The following is an 18,676-nucleotide window of genomic DNA, read 5'->3' as shown; positions in this document are numbered from 1 at the left end:
TCAGACCTTCCCGAGGTCGAGCGAGCCCGAGGCCGCCCCCGACTGGTCGCCCTGGGCCACGCGGTCCAGGTACTCGCGGGCCTTGGTCGTCTCGGTCTCCAGGACACCGATGGTCTGCGCCATCGAGTCGAGCGCCTGGACCTTGAACGTCGAGATCGAGTCCATGGTCGCGTAGATGTTCTGGAACGCGGCCTGGAGCTGGGGGAGACCGACCGTGGCGCTCGCGGCCTGCGACTGGATGGTCGCCGACTGGTCCGCGAGCATCTTGGAGGTCGAGGCGATCATGTTCGACGTCGTCGTGTTGAGCGCCGTGATCTGGTCCAGGACGAGCTTCTGGTTCGCGAGGGCCTGCGCCACGATGACGGCCGTGCGCAGCGCGGAGACGGTCGTGGTGGTCGCGCGGTCGACGCCCTTGATGAGCTCGACGTTGTTCTTGATGACGATGTCGATCGCGAGGTAGCCCTGGATGGACACCGCGAGCTGCGTCAGGAGGTCCTGGTGCTTCTGGCGCACGTAGAACAGGACGTCCTCGCGCAGCGCCTTGGCCTTCTCCGGGTCGGTCGCGTCGAGCTCTGCCGTCTTCGCGGAGAGCTGCGCGTCGAGGCGCTCGGCGACGTAGATGTACTGGTTGAGGCGCGCCATGGTGTCCCACAGGTGCTGCTTCTCGAGGTTGAGCGCGGCGTTGTCCTTGCGGAGCTCGTCCTGCCCGTCGTACAGCGCGCGGATGATCGCGTTGAGGTGGCCCTGGGCCGACTCGTAGCGGCGGAAGTAGTCCGTGAGCTTGTCCCCGAACGGGATGATGCCGAGCAGCTTGCGTCCCACGCTCGCCTCGGACGGGTCGAGGTTCTCGACCGTGCGGCGCAGCTCGAGGAGCGTGCTGCCGACCTTGGACCCCTCCGACAGCCCGCCCTCCTTGAGGGCGCGCACGGGCGTGGCCAGTAGGCGGTTCGAGGAGTCTGCCGCGGTGCGGATGTCCTGGTCGCCCATGGTGCGCACGTCGTTGGCCTTGGCGGCGAACTCGGGGGAGCGGGCGTCGGAGGCCATGAGCGCGTCGAGGTAGGACGAGACCTTCTGGTCGAGGCCCGGGATCGCGGCCTCGTCGACGCGGGGCGCCATCGCGGGAGCCTGCGTGGTCGCGACGGGCTTGACGGGCTCGGGAGCCGAGAGCACCAGGTGCTCGGTCGCGGCGGGGGGCTGGAGCGGTGCTGCCTCGGTCATCGATGATCCTTCGCTCGTCTTGGACCGGGGCCGGTGCGAGACCCACCCCTGGAACCCGGCGAACCGGGCAAGCCGGTCGACCGGCCGGTCCGGGGAGTATATCCGCGACGGGTGGCCGGTTCTTTACTCTTTCACGGCCTGGGAAAGGAGAGAACTCCCCATGCCGAGCAATCCGTGGTCGGGGCCGCTAGTTTGAGGGGCGTGGCCGACATGAACGAGCCTCCGCAGCACCATCCGTCCCCTCGCGGAGAACCCCACGGCGCCTCCGTTCCGGGACGGCAGGGCCCCGAGGGCGGGCGACCGGGCGTCCCGCCCGGGTACCCGGGACAGCAGGTCGGCCCGCACCAGCCCCCGTACTCTCCCTACCCACCCGTCCAGTTCGTGCCCGTGGCCCCCGTGCGCCGGACCTCGGGCAACGCCGTCGCCTCGCTTGTCCTCTCCCTGGTCTGGCTCTGCGGCATCGGCTCGCTCGTGGCCGTGATCCTGGGGCATCTCGCGCTCAAGGAGACCAAGGACGGCGCTGTCGCCGGATACGGGATGGCGATTGCGGGGCTGATCATCGGATACCTCGGCTTCGTTCCCGTGATCCTGCTCGTCCTGCAGTGGCTCGGGTTCCTCGGCCTCGCGGTGATCGGCTCGACGACGAACTCCTGAGCGGCTCACTCGTCAGGGACGGCTACGGGCCGGCGACGACCGGCCGGGACGCGGCCCACAGGGGAGCGGTCAGCACCGCGGTCCCGACGGCGGAGACCGCCTGGGCGGCCAGCAGGCCCACGAGCACCAGGAGCTGGACCTGCGCGGCCCGCCAGGGCGGGGCGCCCGCGAGCAGCAGCCCGACGAAGGCCCCCGGCAGGGTGACCAGGCCCGCTGCCCGTGTCTGGTCGAGCGTCGGGACGAGCGCACGGGCCGCGGCCCGCCGGCCGAGGTCCGCGACCGACTCGCGCCGTGAGAAGCCCAGCGCCAGCATGGCCTCGACCTCGCCCCAGCGGTGCGCGACGTCGTCGCGCATGCGCAGGCCCGCGAGCGAGGCGGCCGTCATGGCGCCGCCGATGACCTGCGCCGTGAAGGGCAGGACCTCCTGCCCGGTCGGGGCCAGCGCCCCCGCCGCGAGCACCACTCCGAGGACGATCGCCGCCCCCGACCCGATCGAGACGAGCAACGACGGCAGGACGGCCCAGCCGCCGCCGATGCGTCGCGCGGACGTGACCGCCGCCGCGAGCAGCATGACCGCGAGGTACGGGCCGACCGCGACCGGGTGCGCGAAGATCCACCCGATGACCAGGGCCACCAGGGCGAGCTGCACCGCGGCACGCAGGACCGCGACGAGGGCGTCGGGGATCGTGCGACGTCCCGTCCACGCCATGACCCCGCACGCGAGGGCGAGCAGGGCCAGGACTGCGACGGCGAGCCGCAGGAGGTCGGGGAGGGACATGGGGAGATCGTGTCAGAGACGTGGCGGGTGCCGGGGCGGGCCGGTCAGCGGTACCACTCCTCGTCGATCGTCGAGAGCCTCGACGGCAGCACCCGGTCGCCCAGCCCGTAGAACTGCTGGAAGCTCATGATGAGCGGCCGCCACCGGTCGGGGTCGATCCGGTGGGCCGAGCCCGCGAGGCGGATCGACTCGTGGACGTGGACACGGCTGACCGCGATCTCGACCGCGAGGATGCTGCCTGCCGCGAGCGGGTCGTCCCCGCGCAGAGGGTGGACGTCCACCACGTGACCCTCGAGCTGCACGGGGCACTCGCCCGCCCTGGGCGCCGACACCGTGTCCGACGCGACGGGGGTCAGGCCCGCGCGCCCGAACTTGTCGGGCTCGTACCGGTACCCCACGGACGACTTGCGCGCCGAGACCGGGTCGCGGCCGGTCGTGAGCGCGATCCGGTCGACCGCCGAGACCTGATCGACCGACGGGAGGTTGAGCACGGCCCCGCCCGTCGCGCGGAGGTTGATCGCCGTCTGCGACCTGGCCCCCACCCCGATCACCGCGGTGTGGCCCAACCAGAAGATCGACGACAACGGGGCGAGGTTGGGCCGTCCGTCGGCGCCGGTCGTGCTGACGAGCACGACCGGGGTCCCGAAGTAGAGGATCGACGGGTCGATCGTGACGTGCTCGGTGCTCTCGACGGCCAGCATGGGGAAACCTCCGCGACGGGTGGGCCGGTACGACCTGAAGACGCAGCGGCCCACCCGGACGTGAGGTCGGGAGTCAGGCGAGCGGGTCGTGCGGGGGAGTCCAGCGCTGCGCCCGTCGGGCCACGCCACCGACGACGCGCGCGAGGACGAGCCGCAGCAGGGCATCGCGGGGAAGAGCTCAGCCGAGGTGCCCCGAGCAGGACTCGAACCTGCAACCTACGGATTAGAAGGCCGTTGCTCTATCCATTGAGCTATCGGGGCGCGGGGACCATCGTAGTGGGATGCGGCCGTGACCTGCGCGCACGCGCGCGAGGCGGACGTGTCGCGCGGGGCGGGCGCCGCCGTCGGGTCGTGCCGTCGTGGGGCCGACGCCACGTGTCGCACGCCACCCGGAGCCCCCGGCACGCCCCCCGCCAGCCAACTCACCCGCTCGCGGAGAGTCCGTCACCCGCTCACCGGCGCGCGCGTTTGGCATCGCCCGGTGAACCACAGAAGATGAACGGGTGACGACCCGACACGCTTCCGACCGCGCCCCGCGGGCCTTCTCCGCCTCGGGCCGGGCGCCCGGCAGCACGCCTGGCAACGCCCCCGAGGAGATCGGGACGACGGTCTACGACGTGGGCCGAGACCTGCGACGAGACGTCGCCGACGTCCGCCTCCCGCTGGACCTGGCGGGTGCATCCGACGTCGAGGAGGCCCGCAAGCGCCTCCTGAACCAGCTCGACGAGCACCTCCTGCCCCGGCTCAAGGAGCTGTCCTCGCCCGCGGTCGTGGTGATCGCGGGGTCGACGGGCGCGGGCAAGTCGACGCTGTACAACTCGCTGCTGGGCGAGGAGGTCTCCACGGCGGGCGTGCTGCGCCCCACGACGCGTGAGCCCGTGTTCGCCTACAACCCGCTCGACGTGGACGTCCTGGTGCACAGCCCCACCACGGCCATGTCGCGCGTCGTCGAGCACGACGGCGTCCCGCGCGGCACCGCGCTGCTCGACGCCCCGGACCTGGACTCGCTCCTCGCGGAGAACCGGTCGACCGCCGCGCAGCTGCTCGAGGCAGCGGACCTGTGGCTCTTCGTGACCACGGCGGCCCGCTACGGCGACGCGCTGCCCTGGGTCGCGCTGGGGCAGGCCATGGAGCGCGGCGCGAGCGTCGCGATGGTCCTCAACCGCGTGCCGCAGCACAACCTGACGACGATCCGCGGCGACCTCCTGGCGCGCCTGCGCGAGCACGGCATGGCGGGCGTCCCGCTGTTCGTGATCCCCGACGTCGGGCCGCACGAGGGCATGCTCGACCGCGCGACGGTCGCGCCCATCGCGCGTTGGTTGACCATGCTCGCGGGCCCGGACCGGTCGCGCGCGGTGATCGTGCGCACGCTCAAGGGGTCGCTCGCAGCCCTGCCGGCGTGGGTCACGGGCATCGCGGACGCGGTGCAGGAGCAGGTCGAGGCCGCGGAGGTCCTGCGCGAGACGATCGACCGCGCACTGCCCGACGCCGAGGCCACGGCCCGCGCGTCCGTCGCCTCGGGCGTCGTGGCCGAGGGGTCCGTCGCCTCGCGCTGGGCGCAGCTCGCGGGCGCCGAGAAGATCGACCGCGTCAAGATCCGGCACGGCCTGGCGCGCTCCACCAAGCGCCGGGGGCGCTCGCGCGAGGTCGCGCTCGAACCGCTCCTCGACGAGGTGCGGGCCGCGGCGACCCGCACGCTCGTGGCCGCCGGGGCCACGGCGGACGACGCCCTGCGGGCCGCGCTGTCCGGCCCCACGGCCCCTCCGGGCGGCCCGGCGTTCGCGCCCGAGCACGGCGACCCCGACCGCGAGGCCGCCCGGGAGAAGGCCGCCGCGGAGCAGGTCCACGAGTGGGTCGCGGTCGCCGACCGCGCCGTCGAGGCCCTGCGTGGCGTCGACGAGCCCGGCATCGCACCGCAGGAGACCGCCGAGACCCGCCGGGCGGAGGCCGCCGTCAAGGCGTTCGGACCAACGGGCGTCGCGGCGCTGCTCCTCACGGCCGCCGCCGGGTCCGACGACGCCGCGCGCCTGGTGCAGAACCTGCTGGGCGACGCGGGGGACGCGTCGGTCACGACCCTTCGGTCCGACCTCGCCGACCGTGCCGCCGCCATGGTGGACCGCGAGGCCGTCGACCTGCACGAACGCCTCGACGTCCCCGCCCTCGCACCGGATGCCGCCGTCGGGCTGCGCCTACGCCTCGCCGAGCTCAGGAGGCTCTCATGACGTCCCACGACACCCAGCTCCGGTCCCGCACCGACGACCTCGCCAAGGCTCTCGACCTCGCGGGCGACCGCCTCGACCCGGAGGTCGCGGCCCGCATCCGCACCGCGATCGAGGGCGTGCGCGAGCGCCTCGCGCTCGGGGTCGACCACACGGTCGTGGCGCTCGCGGGCGGGACGGGCTCGGGCAAGTCGAGCCTGTTCAACCGCATCTCCCGGCTCAACTTCGCGGACGTGGGAGCCAAGCGCCCGACGACGGCCCGCATCACGGCGTGCTCGTGGAGCGACCGCGCGACGGCGCTGCTGGACTGGCTCGAGGTCGACCCCGAGCGCCGGATCGCGCGCGGCAGCGAGCTCGACGGCGACGCGGAGCAGGGCCTCGAGGGCCTGGTGCTGCTCGACCTGCCGGACCACGACTCGATCGAGCCCGCGCACCAGGAGGTCGTGAACCGCGTCCTGCCGCTCGTGGACCTGCTCGTGTGGGTCGTGGACCCGCAGAAGTACGCGGACGACGCGCTGCACTCGGGCTACCTGCAGAAGTCGGTGGGCCTCGAGGCGTCGATGGTCGTGGCGCTCAACCAGATCGACACCGTCCCGACGACGCAGCGCGGCAACCTGGTCGCCGACATGGGCCGTCTCCTGGAGGAGGACGGGCTCTCGGGCGTGTACGTGACCATGGTCTCGGCCCGCACGGGCGAGGGCCTGGGCCAGGTGCGCGAGCTCCTGGAGCAGGCCGTGGCGCGCCGGAGCGTGGCCGCGAGCCGCGTCGCGGGCGAGCTCGACCGGGCGGGGGCGCTGCTGCTCGAGGAGACGCCGGGCGAGGTGCCGTGGACCATGAGCACCGCGGTCGAGGAGGAGGTCGTCGCGATCGGCGAGGCCACGGGCCTCTCGGCCGTGGCGGGGCAGGTCGCGGCAGCGGTGCGCAACGGGTACGGCCGCCCGGAGTTCGCCCCGCCGCAGGCGGACGCGGTCGCGCTGTCGCGCAGCCGCTGGCTCGCCCGGGCGGGCAAGGCCCTGCGTCCGGGCTGGAAGCGCGCGCTCGACGAGGCCGTCGCCCCCGCAGACCGGCTCGTCGAGGACACGCAGCGTGCTCTGTCGAAGGTCTCGCTCGACACGCGCGGGCCGTCGTCGGCGCGTGCGACGCGCACCACCGCGCTCGTGGCGATCGGCGTCGCCGTGGTCACGGGGGCGCTCGCGATCCTGAGCTCGCTGGGCGTCCTCGACCTGGACCGGGCGATCGTGGCGACGTTCGCGATCGTGGCGGGGGTCGCGGTCCTGGTCGCCCTGGGGTTCTTCCTCGCGGGCATCCAGATCCGGCGGACCCTGGCGCGCCGTCGGGAGGCGACCGTGCTCGCGTCGGGGCGTGGCGCCGTCGAGCGCGTGGTCCAGGAGACCATGGGCAAGCCGACGCAGACGCTGCTCGACGAGCACCGCAGGGTGCGAGAGCTCGCGCAGTCGGCGCGCGACACGGGCAAGGCGTCGCCGCTCACCGGGCCCCTGACGTTGCCCACAGCCAAGGACCTGAGCGGTCTGTCCACAGACGCGCCCTCGACCGAGGACGCCGCGACGCGCGAACCGTCAGCCTGAGGACGAGGTCGGCACCAGGCCGGCCCCGCACCCAGGAGGAACGATGGGCAACGACGTCACGGTGACGCTGGCAGGCTTCATGGGCACGACCCCCAAGCTCTTCACGTCGCCGACCGGCAACGACTTCACGAGCTTCCGCATCGCGAGCACCACGCGCTACCTCGACCGCTCGCGCGGCGAGTGGGTCGACGGCCGGACCATCTGGTTCACGGTCAAGGCGTGGCGCGCCATGGCGCAGAACGTCGCGGCGTCGCTGCGCAAGGGGGACGCGGTCGTCGTCACGGGCCGCCTCGCGGTCGACGAGTGGACCAGTCCTGAGGGGCCGCGCACCAACCTCGTGATCGAGGCGAGCGCGCTCGGACCGGACCTGACGCGGGGCCGCGCGCAGTTCTCGCACACGGTGCACCGCGCAGGGACGCCCGACGCCGGCACGTCCGCCCCGACCCCGGGCGCGCCCGGGCAGGGCCCGGGGGAGGCGGGAGCCGGTGCCCAGACGGGTGGCCTCGCCGCGGGACCCGGTGACGGGAGCGTGTGGGACCTGGGGCGGCTGGGGGAGCCGTTCCCCGAGGACGACGACGCCGAGCACGGCCTGGTCGACGACTCGCTCGCGAACCGCGTCCCCGGGACGGGCGCCGGTTCCCGCCCCGGCGAGGAGGACGAGGCCGAGGGCGACCGGGAGACCGGGGCGGAGGGCCCCGCCGACGAGGGGCTCACGGACGGGACCGACGCCGACCGCGACGACGTCCTGACGGGCGGTCTCCTGGCGACGCGCTGAGGCCCGACCGCGTAGGCTGGGGGGTCGAAGACGCCCGCCCCACCGGGGGCACCCCCGGTCCCGGGGCGGGCGCACAGCATCCCGCGAGCGATCGAACGGTGGAACAGAGCCAGTGGCTGAGTTCATCTACTCCATGTACAAGGCGCGCAAGGCGCACGGTGACAAGGTCATCCTCGACGACGTCACCCTGAACTTCCTGCCCGGGGCCAAGATCGGTGTGGTCGGCCCCAACGGTGCCGGTAAGTCCACGATCCTGAAGATCATGGCCGGCCTCGAGCAGCCCTCGAACGGCGAGGCCCGGCTGTCGCCGGGCTACTCGGTCGGCATCCTGCTCCAGGAGCCGCCGCTGAACGAGGAGAAGACGGTCCTCGGCAACGTCGAGGAGGGCGTCGCCGAGATCAAGGGCAAGCTCGACCGCTTCAACGAGATCTCGGCGCTCATGGCCGAGCCGGACGCGGACTTCGACGCGCTGCTCGAGGAGATGGGCACCCTCCAGGAGGCCATCGACGCGGCCGACGCGTGGGACCTCGACTCGCAGCTCGAGCAGGCCATGGACGCGCTGCGCTGCCCGCCGCCGGACGCCGACGTGTCGGTCCTGTCGGGTGGTGAGCGTCGCCGCGTCGCGCTGTGCAAGCTCCTCCTCGAGAAGCCGGACCTCCTTCTCCTCGACGAGCCCACGAACCACCTCGACGCCGAGTCCGTCCTGTGGCTCGAGCAGCACCTCGCGTCGTACCCCGGCGCGATCCTGGCCGTGACCCACGACCGGTACTTCCTCGACCACGTCGCGGAGTGGATCTGCGAGGTCGACCGCGGCCGCCTGTACCCGTACGAGGGCAACTACTCCACGTACCTGGAGAAGAAGCAGGAGCGCCTGGCGATCCAGGGCAAGAAGGACCAGAAGCTCGCGAAGCGTCTGAAGGACGAGCTCGAGTGGGTCCGCTCCAACGCGAAGGGCCGCCAGACCAAGTCGAAGGCGCGTCTGGCGCGCTACGAGGAGATGGCTGCCGAGGCCGACCGCACCAGGAAGCTGGACTTCGAGGAGATCCAGATCCCGCCGGGCCCGCGCCTGGGGTCGGTCGTGCTCGAGGCCCAGAACCTGCAGAAGGGCTTCGACGGCCGTCAGCTCATCGACGGGCTGAGCTTCACGCTGCCGCGCAACGGCATCGTCGGCGTGATCGGCCCCAACGGCGTCGGCAAGACGACCCTCTTCAAGACCATCGTGGGCCTCGAGCCCCTCGACGGTGGCGAGCTGAAGGTCGGCGAGACGGTGTCGATCTCCTACGTCGACCAGTCGCGCGGCGGGATCGACCCCAAGAAGACGCTGTTCGAGGTCGTCTCGGACGGGCTGGACTTCATCAAGGTCGGCAACGTCGAGATGCCGTCGCGTGCGTACGTCGCGGCGTTCGGCTTCAAGGGGCCGGACCAGCAGAAGCCCGCCGGCGTGCTCTCGGGTGGGGAGCGCAACCGCCTGAACCTCGCGCTGACCCTCAAGCAGGGCGGAAACCTCCTGCTGCTCGACGAGCCCACCAACGACCTCGACGTCGAGACCCTCGGCTCGCTCGAGAACGCTCTGCTCGAGTTCCCGGGCTGCGCCGTCGTGGTCTCGCACGACCGGTGGTTCCTCGACCGGGTGGCGACGCACATCCTGGCGTACGAGGGCACCGAGGAGGACCCGGCGAACTGGTACTGGTTCGAGGGCAACTTCGCGTCGTACGAGGAGAACAAGGTCGCACGCCTCGGCGCCGACGCGGCGCGCCCGCACCGCGTCACGTACCGCAAGCTGACGCGCGACTGACCCGACGCCGACGGACCGCCCGCGCGGGTGGTCGGCACGACGGACCGAAGGGCCCTGGCGCACGTCGCCGGGGCCCTTCGGCGTGCCGGGAGCCCCCACCGGTCGTGACGGCGTCCGGTCCGGCAGACTGAACCCCATGACCCACCCGAGCGACGACCTCGGCCGGACCACCGGTGACGCACCGCCCCCTGGCACCGAGGAGGTCGCCGTCGGCCGCCACGCCGCGGACGAGGACCCCGTCGTGGAGCGGGCCATCACCTCCGCGTCGCAGGGCACCGACGAGCTCGTCGCGGCGCTCGACGTCCTGCGGGGCGAGCTCACGGCGCAACGCCTCCCGCTGGTGACCCCCGGCGTCGAGGAGGACCGTCGGACGCTCGCCCTCGCGGTCGACCAGCTCGACGACTACCTGCTGCCACGCCTGAGGTCGCGCAGCGCCCCGCTGCTCGTCGTGGTGGGGGGCTCGACGGGGGCGGGCAAGTCGACGCTCGTGAACTCGCTCCTGGGGGAGAAGGTCACGGTGCCCGGCGTCCTGCGGCCCACGACGCGCTCGCCCGTGCTCGTGCACCACCCGCTCGACGTCCGCTGGTTCAGCACGGACCGCATCCTGCCGGGCCTCGCGCGGGTCTCGGGGACCGCGGACCACGGCACCGCGGACGGGTCGCACCGGTCGGTGCGGCTGGTCGCGTCCGAGGTCCTGCCGCAGGGGCTCGCGCTCCTCGACGCTCCCGACGTGGACTCGGTCGTGGTCGAGAACCGCGAGCTCGCGGCCCAGCTCCTGGGGGCGGCCGACCTGTGGCTCTTCGTGACCACGGCCGCGCGCTACGCCGACGCGGTGCCGTGGGACCTGCTCGACGAGGCCGCGTCCCGCCGGGCCCAGGTCGCCCTGGTGCTCGACCGCGTCGACCCCGGCGCGGAGGCCGTCGGTGCGGACCTCCGGCGCCTGGCCACCGAGAACGGCCTGGGCGACGCGCCGATCTTCCTGGTGCCCGAGGCCCCCCTCACGGACGGTCTGCTGCCCGAGAGCGCGGTGGCCGAGGTCTCGCGGTGGCTGTCCGCGCTCGGCGGGGACGCGGGTGCTCGCACCGCCGTGATCGACGCGACGCGTGACGGCGTGGTCGACGACCTGGTGCGCCGTGCGGACGTGCTCGCCGCCGCGGTCGACGCGCAGCACGAGGCCGACGCGCACCTGCGGTCCGTGGTCGTCGAGGCCTACGACGACGCCCGCCGCACGGTCGCGTCCGCGACGAGCGACGGTGCGATGCTGCGCGGTGAGGTCCTCGCCCGGTGGCAGGACTTCGTCGGGACGGGCGAGGTCTTCCGCGCGGTCGAGCAGAAGGTGGGCTCGGTCCGGGACGCGATCAGCGGCTTCTTCCGGGGCCGGGGGCGCAACGTCCCGCAGGTCGAGGAGGCGATCACGCACGGGCTCGAGGCCGTGGTCCTCGACGCCGCGGAGGAGGCCGCCGAACGGACCTATCGGGCGTGGCGCGTCGACCCGGCCGGGGCAGCGCTGCTCGACGGGCTGGACCTGTCGCGCGCCTCCGGATCGTTGCGCCCCCGCGTCGCGCAGGAGATCCGGGGCTGGCAGGCGGACGTCCTGGCCCTGGTGGGCGAGCAGGCAGCGGCCCGGCGCGGGACGGCCCGCGCGCTGTCCTTCGGCCTCAACGGGTTGGGCGTGGCGCTCATGATCCTGGTGTTCGCCTCGACGGGCGGCGTCACCGGGGCGGAGATCGGCATCGCGGGCGGCACGGCGGTGCTCGCGCAGAAGCTTCTCGAGGCCGTGTTCGGGGACGACGCGGTGCGTCGCCTGGCCCGCACCGCGCAGGACCGGCTCGGCGACCGTGTCGCGACGGTCCTCGACGGCGAGGCCCGGCGCTTCACGTCGCAGCTCGACGCGCTCGGCACGGGCGACGCCACGGGCGCCGCGCTGCGGGCCGCGGCGCACGAGGTGCGCATGGCGGCCCGGCGCGAGCAGAGGGCGCGCCCCGTGCCGGCGGGCGGCGCGCGCGAGGCGGGCGACGTCGTCGGGCAGGAGGGGGCGCTGCGCGGTGCGCGTGCGTCCACCCCCCAGGACGAGACCCGGGACGCGACGGCCCCGGACGGGCGCCCGGGCTTCTGGCGCCGGCTGTTCGGCCCGCGCCAGGACGCCGCCGGACCGGCCGAGGGCGAGCGCTGATGGCCCGCCTCGACCTCTCCGCCCGCGTCGCGGCCCTCGAGACCGCGGTCGCCGCCGGCACCAACCGTCTCCCCGACGACCTGCTCGCCGACGCGCGCACCGTCCTCGCGCGCACGGCGGAGCGCAGCGCGCTGTCGGCCGAGCACACGGTCGTGGCGCTCGCCGGGTCGACCGGGTCGGGCAAGTCGTCCCTGTTCAACGCGGTCGCGCGCGCCCCGCTCGCCCGCCCGGGCGTCACCCGCCCGACGACGTCGCGCCCCCTGGCGGTCGTGTGGGGCCCGGGGGCGGACCCGCTCCTGGGTTGGCTCGAGGTGGGCGAACGGCACCACGCGCCGGGCCGTGCGGGCGTCGCCACCGACGGGCTCGTGCTGCTCGACCTCCCCGACCACGACTCGGTCGTGACCGAGCACCGCGCGATCGCCGAGCGCCTGGTCGATCGCGTCGACCTGCTGGTGTGGGTCGTCGACCCGCAGAAGTACGCGGACGCGGCCCTGCACGAGCGCTACCTGCGCCCGCTCGCGGACCACGGCGACGTCGTCGTGGTCGTCCTCAACCAGATCGACCGGCTCACGCCCGAGGAGGCGGCCGCGTGCCTCGCGGACCTGCGCAGGCTCGTGGCCGAGGACGGGCTCGCCGCCGCGCGCGTGCTGGGCGTGTCCGCGACCACGGGGCACGGGATCGACGAGCTCGACACGCTCCTGGAGCAGGCCGCGGCGCGCCGGGAGGCCGCGGTCGCACGCATGGTCGCGGACGTGCGCGGGGTCGCCCGGCGCATCGTGGACGCGTGCGGCGACAAGGTGTCCGAGCGGTCGCAGGACGTGGCCCGGGGCAGGCTGGTCGACGCCCTCGAGGCAGCGGCCGGGGTGACGACCGTGGTCGACGCGGTGCGCGTCTCGGCCGCCCGCCGCGCTCGCGCCGCGACGGGCTGGCCGCCCACGCGCTGGATCGGCCGGTTCCGGGCGGACCCGCTGCGGCGGCTCGGGCTCGCGCGCGGCACCGACCGTCCCGACCTCGCGCGCACGTCCCTGCCGCAGACCTCGCCCACGGTCGCGGCCCGCGCGCACGTCGCCGTCCGTGACTACGTGTCGACCATGACCGCGGGGATCCCCGAGGACTGGGCGCTCGCCGCGCGGTCACGCGTGACCGACAGCGCCGGGGGGCTCGCCGACGCGCTCGACCAGGCGGTCGCGGGCACCGAGCTCGAGGCTGCGCGACGTCCCCGCTGGTGGGCGGTCGTGGGCTTCGTCCAGTGGGTCGTGCTCGCGGTCGTCGTGGCGGGGCTCGTCTGGCTGGGCGTGCTGGCGGTCCTCGCGTACCTCCAGCTCCCGGCCCCGGAGACGCCCGCGTGGCGTGGTTTCCCCTGGCCGACGCTCCTGGTCGTGGGCGGGGTCGTGGTGGGTCTGCTCCTGGCCCTCGTCGCGCGCGTCGCGGGTGCCCTCGGTGCCCGACGGCGGGCGGCCCGCGCGCGGCGCAGGCTGCGGGAGGCCGTCGCGAGGGTCGCGGGCAGACGCGTCTGGCTGCCCGTGAGCGAGGAGCTCTCGGCGCTCGGGACGTGCCGGGTGGCCGCCCAGGTCGCGGGGACGTGAGGCGGGCGTAAGGTGACCGGGGTGCCCCCTGCCGGATCTCGGTCGCGGAGGGCGCGAACCTCTCGCCAAGGAAGGACTTCCATGACTCGCCTGCACGTCCCGGTCGCCCTGCGCTGGTCAGACCTCGACGCCTACCAGCACGTCAACAACGTCGAGATGCTCAGGCTCCTCGAGGACGCCCGCATCACGGCGTTCTGGCGTCACCCGGAGGCCTCGATCGAGGAGAGCTGGCCCACGGCCGTGCTCGACACCGGGCCCCACGCGACCTCGCACACCCTGGTCGCCCGGCAGGAGATCGAGTACCTGCGGCCGCTCGGGTTCACGCGCAGCCCGGTGCGGGTCGAGATGTGGTTGGGCCACCTCGGTGGAGCGAGCCTCGAGGTCTGCTACGAGGTGCACACCGAGTGGCCCGAGGGACCGGGGCGCACGGGTCCGGCCATCGGGAGCCGCCCGTACGCCAAGGCTGCGACGACCATCGTGGTCGTCGACGCGGCGACGGGTGCGCCGCGGCGGATCACCGAGGCCGAGCGGGCCGCCTGGCAGCCCTTCGTCGAGGAACCGCTCGAGTTCCGCCGCCGGGGCCGCTGAGGGGGCCGCGGGACGTTCTGCCCGCCGGCGCTCCCGGCGCCGGGACGAGACGGTCGAAGGGCCGGTGACGAACCCGGCCGTGACGGATGCCCCCGGTAGATGTCATGATGCGCGCGTGGACACCGTAGAGGTTGTGGGCGCTGACGCGGCCGTCAGCACCGAGCTCCCCGTCGTTCTGCCCGTCGTGCACCGGTCCGAGGCCGCCGTCTCGGAGGTCGACGCCGAGCTCGACGTCGTGGACTGGGCTGCCTACCAGGGGGCGTTCGGCGCGGCAGACGTGCTGCCGGACCTCGTGCGTGCCGTCGTCGGGCCCCCCGGAGCCGAGCAGGACGAGGCGCTCGACCTGCTGTGGCAGGTCGTGAACTACGAGGGCGCCCTCTACGAGGTGTCGGTCCCCGCGCTGCGCGTCCTCACGGCCATGGTGCGCGACGAGCGCCTGGCGGAGGACGTGCGGAGCGGGGTGGCGCTCCTGCTGCTGACCATGGGCGCCGCGCACCTGCCCGGTGAGCCCGCCGAGCAGGTCGACCTCCAGCTCGAGGTGCTGCTCGCTGCGCAGGAGGTCCTGCCCGCGCTGGACCGCTCGTTCCTCGACGGCCCGCGGACCCTGCAGGTCGCGCTCCTCGCGTTCCAGGCCGTCACGGGCGACGCGACCTCGGCCGCCGGTCGCGCGGCGATCGCCCGACTGGTCGCGGACGAGGACCCCCTGGTGGCCGCGATCGCGTCCCTCACGTTCGACCTGGTCTCGGGGGCGGTCCCGGCCCGTGGGGCCGTGCACCGGCCCGGGATCCTCGACGAGGACATCCGGGAGCTCATCGAGGACTACGCCGACCTCACCGACGTGACGCTCGCCGGGATGGTCGTGAGCGAGACCGCGTTCGCGCTCGTGGACCGCATGCTCAGCGCGCTCGAGGAGTGAACCTCCTCGACGGCTCCGGGGGACGAGGGCTCGGGTGCGTCGCAGCACGCGGGGCTGAGCCCCCGGCGCGGGCCGCCCGTTCCGCGGCCTCGGCGATGTTCTTCTGCATGCCTCCGAACACCACGCCGTGGAACGGCTTGACCGCCCACCAGTAGGCCTGCCCGGCAAGCCCGTGCGGGTGGAAGAGCGCCCGCTGCGCGAAGTAGCTCCGGTCCGGGCCGGACGCCTCCTCGGGAGCGGGCCCGACGTCGTCGGGACCGGTGACCTCCACGGCCGCCTCGTCGACGCGCAGCTCGAGCCACGCGAGCCCCGGGAGCCGCATCTCGGCGCGCAGCAGCAGACGACGCCCCGGCTCGATCGCCTCGACGCGCCAGAAGTCCAGGACGTCGTCGACCACGAGCGTGCGCTCGTCGCGACGGCCGCGCCGCAGACCCGGACCGCCCGACAACCGGTCCAGCAGGCCCCGCACGCGCCACGCGAGCGACCACGAGTACCAGCCGCGCTGCCCGCCGATCGACTCGATGACCTGCCACAGGACGTCCGCCGGGGCGTCCACGACACGACGACGCTCGTCGACGTAGAGCGAGCCGCCCGCCCAGTCGGGGTCGGAGGGCAGCGGGTCGCTCGGGGCGCCCTCGACCGCGGCCGAGGACCAGCGCGTGGTCACCTCGCCGTCGTGGATGCGCTCGAGCGCGAGCTCGACCGCGCGCCGGAAGCCGATGAGACCCTCGGGAGGGTCCGGGACGTACTGCGCGACGTCGTGCTCGTCGCACACGACCTCGTGGACGAGCGACTCGACCAGCGGGCGCGCGATGCTCGCGGGGACGGGCGTCACGAGGCCCACCCAGTGGCTCGACAGGCGCGGCGTCAGGACCGGGACGCTCACGATCAGGCGGCGGGGGAGGCCCGCGACCTGCGCGTAGCCCTGCATCATCTGACGGTAGGTGAGGACGTCCGGGCCACCGATGTCGAACGCGCGCGAGACGTCCGGTGGCATGGTCGCGGAGCCGACCAGGTAGCGCAGCACGTCGCGGATCGCGACGGGCTGGATCCGGTTGTCGACCCAGCGAGGCGTCGTCATCGCGGGCAGGCGCTCGGTCAGGTACCGCATCATCTCGAACGACGCCGAGCCCGAGCCGAGGATCACCGCGGCCTGGAGCACCGTCGTCGGGACCCCCGAGGCGAGCAGGATCTCGCCGACCTCCTTGCGCGAGGCCAGGTGCGGGGACAGCTCGGAGTCGTCGACGTCGGGCGACAGGCCGCCCAGGTAGACGATCCGCCCGACGCCCGCCTCGCGGGCGGCCTGCGCGAACGTCAGCGCGGTGCGACGGTCGCGGGCCGCGAACGAGCGGCCCGTCCCCAGCGAGTGGATGAGGTAGTACGCCACGTCGGCGCCGCGCAGCGCCTCGCGGATCTGGTCCAGGTCGGACGCGTCGGCGCGGACCAGGTCGACGCGCTCGGCCCAGTCGCGCCCGGCCAGGCGCTCGGGACGGCGGGCCAGGGCCCTCACCCGGTGCCCGGCCTCCAGGAGCTCGGGGACGAGCCGGCCCCCGACGTAGCCCGTGACGCCCGTGACCGCGACGGTCAGGGCCGGGCCGGAGGCCGCCGGCGTCGTCGTGGGCGCGTCGGCGGGCGCGGGCGGTGCGGGCTGTGAGGGAGCGGCGTCGTCGGGAGTCATGGTGCTCCCCATGGTGACGCGGGTGCGCGTGACTCGCGACCGGCCGTCCCCGTCACCCGAGGAGGTCGAGCACGGCACGCTCGGCGGCGGCCTGGCTCCGACGCCGTCCCAGGAACGGCGCGACGGTCTGCCCGCGCTCCCAGAGGTCGATCAGACGAGGGTCGATGTACGACGAGCGTGCGACGGCGGGCGTGTTGCCGAGCTCGTCGGCGACGTCGCGCACGACGCCCGCGACCACGGCCCGACGGTCGCGTGCGGACCGCGGCGCGTCACCGGCGTCGGCCAGGGCGCGGGCCGCGAGGACCGTGGCGTGCCAGGTGCGGAAGTCCTTCGCGGTCGCGTCCTCGCCCAGGCGTTCCTTGAGGTAGGCGGACACGTCGGTGCTCGTGACGTCGTGCCACACGACGCCGTCGGGCGTCTCCTCGCGCCACGCGAGCAGGTCGCGCGCACCGCGACGCCGTACGAGCGTCGTGACGACCTCGCGGACGTGGTCGTCCTCGACGACGACGTCGCGCACCTGGCCCGACTTCGCGGGGTAGCGGAAGCGGACCGAGCCGTCGCGCCGGACGCGCACGTGCTCGGTGCGGAGCGTCGCGAGCCCGTAGCTGCCGTTCTGCTTCGCGTACGTCTCGCTGCCCGCGCGGAAGTACGCGAGGTCCAGCAGCCGGAACGCGAGCGCGAGGACCTTGTCCCGCGGCATGCCGTCCAGCGCGAGGTCCTTGGCGACCCGACGGCGCGCGGCGGGCAGCCGGGCACCGACCGCGAGGACGTGGTCGAACTTGCGGCGGCTCCGGCGCTCGCGCCACTGCTCGTGGTACAGGTACTGGCCGCGGCCCGCGTCGTCGTACCCGAACGCCTGGATGTGGCCGTCGGGGTAGCGGCAGATCCAGACCTCGGTCCAGGCGGGCGGGACGACCAGCCGGGTGCAGCGTGCGACCTCGTCCGCGTCGGTCAGGCGTGACCCGTCGACGTCGAGGTAGGAGAACCCCTTCCCGTGGCGGCGGCGCCCGTACCCGGGGGAGGAGAGCGAGACGCGGCGCAGGCGGACCATCCGGTCATCCTGCACCGCGTCCCGGTGGCTCGCTCGTTCAGGGAGGCCCTCAGACCGGGAGCCGCAGCATGCCCTCCTGCGCGATGCTCGCCACGAGCCGCCCGTCACGCGTGAAGACGCGCGCGGCGCCGAGGCCGCGGCCACCCTGCGCGCTCGGCGAGGACTGCACGTACAGCAGCCACTCGTCGACGCGGGCGTCCCGGTGCCACCACATGGCGTGGTCGAGGCTCGCGATCGACGCACCGGGCGTGACCCAGCTCGAACCGGTCTTGCGCAGCACGGGCTCGAGCATGATCTGGTCGCACGCGTACGCCATGAGGGCACGGTGCAGGAGCTGGTCGCCCTCGACCGGGCCGCGGGCCTTCATCCACACCATCTGCTGGTCGGTGCGCTCGGCGCCCGGGCCCAGGTAGAGCGACCCGCCCACGTGCCGCAGGTCGAACGCCGACTCGTGCGAGCGCGACCGGGCCGCGGGGTGCGGGATCGCGCCCAGCTCGTCGAACGCCGAGGGCAGCGTCTCGGGGTCCGGGGCCTCGGGCATGGGCGACGTGTGCTCGACGCCGTCCTGCTCCTCCTGGAACGAGGCGATCATCGACAGGATCGGCTTGCCGTGCTGCACGGCGTGCGTGCGGCGCGCGCTGAACGAGCGTCCGTCGCGCAGCTTCTCGACCGCGAACTCGATCGGGGCGTCGAGGTCCCCGGCGCGCAGGAAGTACCCGTGCATCGAGTGGGGGCGTCGGTCTCCGTCGACCGTCAGGCCCGCGGCCATGAGCGCCTGCGCGAGCACCTGGCCACCGTAGATCCGGGCGTTGGGCTGGTCGACGCTCAGGCCGCCGAAGCGCACGTCGGCGCCGTCGGAGCGGGAGTCGTCGGCGGGCTTCTCCTCGAGCTGGAGCGCTCGCAGCAGGTTGCCCAGGGGGTCGCGGGCGAGCTCGTCGGCCGTGACCTTGGTGCGCAA

The 18,676-nt window shown here is 74.0% G+C and carries 15 protein-coding genes and 1 tRNA gene; 9 read left to right on the top strand and 7 right to left on the bottom strand.

The features are described from left to right. The gene (locus NHG27_RS00755) at positions 1 to 1,218 is read right to left on the bottom strand and encodes a toxic anion resistance protein (protein WP_497014421.1); all 1,218 of its coding nucleotides are present in this window, start codon (positions 1,216 to 1,218) and stop codon (positions 1 to 3) included. A 387-nt stretch (positions 1,219 to 1,605) separates the two neighbouring features. Here NHG27_RS00755 and NHG27_RS00750 point away from each other — a divergent pair, with 387 nt between their 5' ends. Then, entirely contained in the window at positions 1,606 to 1,872 is a 267-nt protein-coding gene (locus tag NHG27_RS00750; RefSeq protein ID WP_497014420.1) for a DUF4190 domain-containing protein, read from the top strand. A gap of 22 nt (positions 1,873 to 1,894) precedes the next feature. On the opposite strand, the gene NHG27_RS00745 is transcribed toward NHG27_RS00750, so the two are convergent. From NHG27_RS00745 to NHG27_RS00735, 3 genes are all read right to left on the bottom strand, one after another. Then, on the bottom strand, positions 1,895 to 2,650 hold the full coding sequence (locus NHG27_RS00745) for an ABC transporter permease (protein WP_497014419.1): 756 nt from the start codon (positions 2,648 to 2,650) through the stop codon (positions 1,895 to 1,897). A gap of 44 nt (positions 2,651 to 2,694) precedes the next feature. Then, positions 2,695 to 3,351: a flavin reductase family protein gene (locus NHG27_RS00740; RefSeq protein ID WP_497014418.1), complete on the bottom strand. Its 657-nt coding sequence runs from the start codon at positions 3,349 to 3,351 to the stop codon at positions 2,695 to 2,697. A gap of 188 nt (positions 3,352 to 3,539) precedes the next feature. Beyond that, positions 3,540 to 3,612, bottom strand: a tRNA-Arg gene (locus NHG27_RS00735). Positions 3,613 to 3,854: 242 nt separating this feature from the next. Between NHG27_RS00735 and NHG27_RS00730 the strand changes: the two genes are divergently transcribed. The 8 genes from NHG27_RS00730 to NHG27_RS00695 all read left to right on the top strand — a co-directional run bounded on the left by NHG27_RS00730 (position 3,855) and on the right by NHG27_RS00695 (position 14,989). Then, complete coding sequence (locus NHG27_RS00730) at positions 3,855 to 5,573, top strand: GTPase (RefSeq protein WP_193720671.1); 1,719 nt, start codon at positions 3,855 to 3,857, stop codon at positions 5,571 to 5,573. Beyond that, positions 5,570 to 7,156 (top strand): GTPase, encoded by a 1,587-nt coding sequence (locus NHG27_RS00725; protein ID WP_193720672.1) that lies wholly within the window; start codon positions 5,570 to 5,572, stop codon positions 7,154 to 7,156. Before NHG27_RS00730 ends, NHG27_RS00725 begins: the two co-directional genes overlap by 4 nt. Positions 7,157 to 7,199: 43 nt before the next feature. Further along, positions 7,200 to 7,931, top strand: coding sequence for a single-stranded DNA-binding protein (locus tag NHG27_RS00720; RefSeq protein ID WP_497014417.1), 732 nt, complete (start codon positions 7,200 to 7,202; stop codon positions 7,929 to 7,931). A 112-nt stretch (positions 7,932 to 8,043) separates the two neighbouring features. Beyond that, positions 8,044 to 9,726 carry an energy-dependent translational throttle protein EttA gene (ettA, locus tag NHG27_RS00715; protein WP_193720674.1) on the top strand — a complete coding sequence of 561 codons (1,683 nt, stop codon included), beginning with the start codon at positions 8,044 to 8,046 and terminating at the stop codon, positions 9,724 to 9,726. 136 nt (positions 9,727 to 9,862) lie between these two features. After that, a complete protein-coding gene (locus NHG27_RS00710) occupies positions 9,863 to 11,899 on the top strand; it encodes a dynamin family protein (RefSeq protein WP_497014416.1) in 2,037 nt (678 codons plus the stop codon). Further along, positions 11,899 to 13,485, top strand: coding sequence for a GTPase family protein (locus NHG27_RS00705; protein ID WP_497014415.1), 1,587 nt, complete (start codon positions 11,899 to 11,901; stop codon positions 13,483 to 13,485). Before NHG27_RS00710 ends, NHG27_RS00705 begins: the two co-directional genes overlap by 1 nt. An 81-nt stretch (positions 13,486 to 13,566) precedes the next feature. After that, positions 13,567 to 14,073, top strand: coding sequence for an acyl-CoA thioesterase (locus tag NHG27_RS00700; protein WP_193720677.1), 507 nt, complete (start codon positions 13,567 to 13,569; stop codon positions 14,071 to 14,073). A 115-nt stretch (positions 14,074 to 14,188) separates the two neighbouring features. After that, entirely contained in the window at positions 14,189 to 14,989 is an 801-nt protein-coding gene (locus NHG27_RS00695) for a hypothetical protein (protein ID WP_497014414.1), read from the top strand. Here the strand turns inward: NHG27_RS00695 and NHG27_RS00690 are convergent. From NHG27_RS00690 to NHG27_RS00680, 3 genes are read right to left on the bottom strand one after another with little or no spacing between them, the layout of a single operon-like run. After that, positions 14,970 to 16,667 carry an SDR family oxidoreductase gene (locus tag NHG27_RS00690; protein ID WP_497014413.1) on the bottom strand — a complete coding sequence of 566 codons (1,698 nt, stop codon included), beginning with the start codon at positions 16,665 to 16,667 and terminating at the stop codon, positions 14,970 to 14,972. The two genes, NHG27_RS00695 and NHG27_RS00690, sit on opposite strands and share 20 nt — an antisense overlap. Positions 16,668 to 16,719: 52 nt before the next feature. Then, positions 16,720 to 17,718 carry a DNA topoisomerase IB gene (locus NHG27_RS00685; RefSeq protein ID WP_497014412.1) on the bottom strand — a complete coding sequence of 333 codons (999 nt, stop codon included), beginning with the start codon at positions 17,716 to 17,718 and terminating at the stop codon, positions 16,720 to 16,722. A gap of 49 nt (positions 17,719 to 17,767) precedes the next feature. Next, entirely contained in the window at positions 17,768 to 18,676 is a 909-nt protein-coding gene (locus tag NHG27_RS00680) for an acyl-CoA thioesterase (RefSeq protein ID WP_193720704.1), read from the bottom strand.

It is taken from the genome of Oerskovia sp. 140933, from assembly GCF_059651515.1.
This window is presented reverse-complemented; position numbering and strand designations above follow the sequence as displayed.

Coding starts and splice junctions, on each gene's coding strand:
- NHG27_RS00755 (WP_497014421.1), bottom strand. CDS start 1,218: ATGACCGAGGCAGCACCGCTCCAGCCCCCCGCCGCGACCGAGCACCTG.
- NHG27_RS00745 (WP_497014419.1), bottom strand. CDS start 2,650: ATGTCCCTCCCCGACCTCCTGCGGCTCGCCGTCGCAGTCCTGGCCCTG.
- NHG27_RS00740 (WP_497014418.1), bottom strand. CDS start 3,351: ATGCTGGCCGTCGAGAGCACCGAGCACGTCACGATCGACCCGTCGATC.
- NHG27_RS00725 (WP_193720672.1), top strand. CDS start 5,570: ATGACGTCCCACGACACCCAGCTCCGGTCCCGCACCGACGACCTCGCC.
- NHG27_RS00720 (WP_497014417.1), top strand. CDS start 7,200: ATGGGCAACGACGTCACGGTGACGCTGGCAGGCTTCATGGGCACGACC.
- NHG27_RS00710 (WP_497014416.1), top strand. CDS start 9,863: ATGACCCACCCGAGCGACGACCTCGGCCGGACCACCGGTGACGCACCG.
- NHG27_RS00705 (WP_497014415.1), top strand. CDS start 11,899: ATGGCCCGCCTCGACCTCTCCGCCCGCGTCGCGGCCCTCGAGACCGCG.
- NHG27_RS00700 (WP_193720677.1), top strand. CDS start 13,567: ATGACTCGCCTGCACGTCCCGGTCGCCCTGCGCTGGTCAGACCTCGAC.
- NHG27_RS00690 (WP_497014413.1), bottom strand. CDS start 16,667: ATGACTCCCGACGACGCCGCTCCCTCACAGCCCGCACCGCCCGCGCCC.
- NHG27_RS00685 (WP_497014412.1), bottom strand. CDS start 17,718: ATGGTCCGCCTGCGCCGCGTCTCGCTCTCCTCCCCCGGGTACGGGCGC.